The organism is Streptomyces sp. NRRL F-5123, from assembly GCF_000721495.1.
GTDB lineage: Bacteria > Actinomycetota > Actinomycetes > Streptomycetales > Streptomycetaceae > Actinacidiphila.
This window is the reverse complement of record NZ_JOHY01000195.1, coordinates 1-353: the sequence shown is the minus strand read 5'-3', so window position 1 is coordinate 353 and position 353 is coordinate 1. Positions and strand designations below refer to the sequence as shown.

Genomic DNA, 353 nt, shown 5'->3' with positions numbered 1-353 from the left:
CCCGAACTGCCGGTGAGCGGGCTGGAGTTGCTGCCGGTGGCGGAGCGGGAGCTGCTGGCGTCGTGGGACGGTCCGGTGGTGGAGCTGCCGCCGGTGACGCTCGTGGACCTGGTGCTCGCGCAGGCGCAGGCGTCACCGGACGCGGTCGCGGTCGTCGCGGGCACGACCGTCCTGACCTACCGGCAACTCGTCGCGGCCGCGGCCCGGTTGGGGGCCGGCCTGCGGGGGCGGGGCGCGGTGCGCGGTGCGCGGGTGGCGGTGCTCAGCTCGCGTCGGGCGCACATGCTGGTGGCGCTGCTGGGCGTGGCGATGTCGGGGGCCGCGTACGTGCCCGTCGACCCCGACTACCCGGC

The 353-nt window shown here is 77.3% G+C and carries 1 protein-coding gene; it reads left to right on the top strand.

Features of this window, described 5'->3' with window-relative positions; all coding sequences use genetic code 11:
- The coding region (locus IH54_RS41120) for an AMP-binding protein (protein ID WP_043183725.1) at positions 1-353 on the top strand (353 nt) is incomplete at both ends.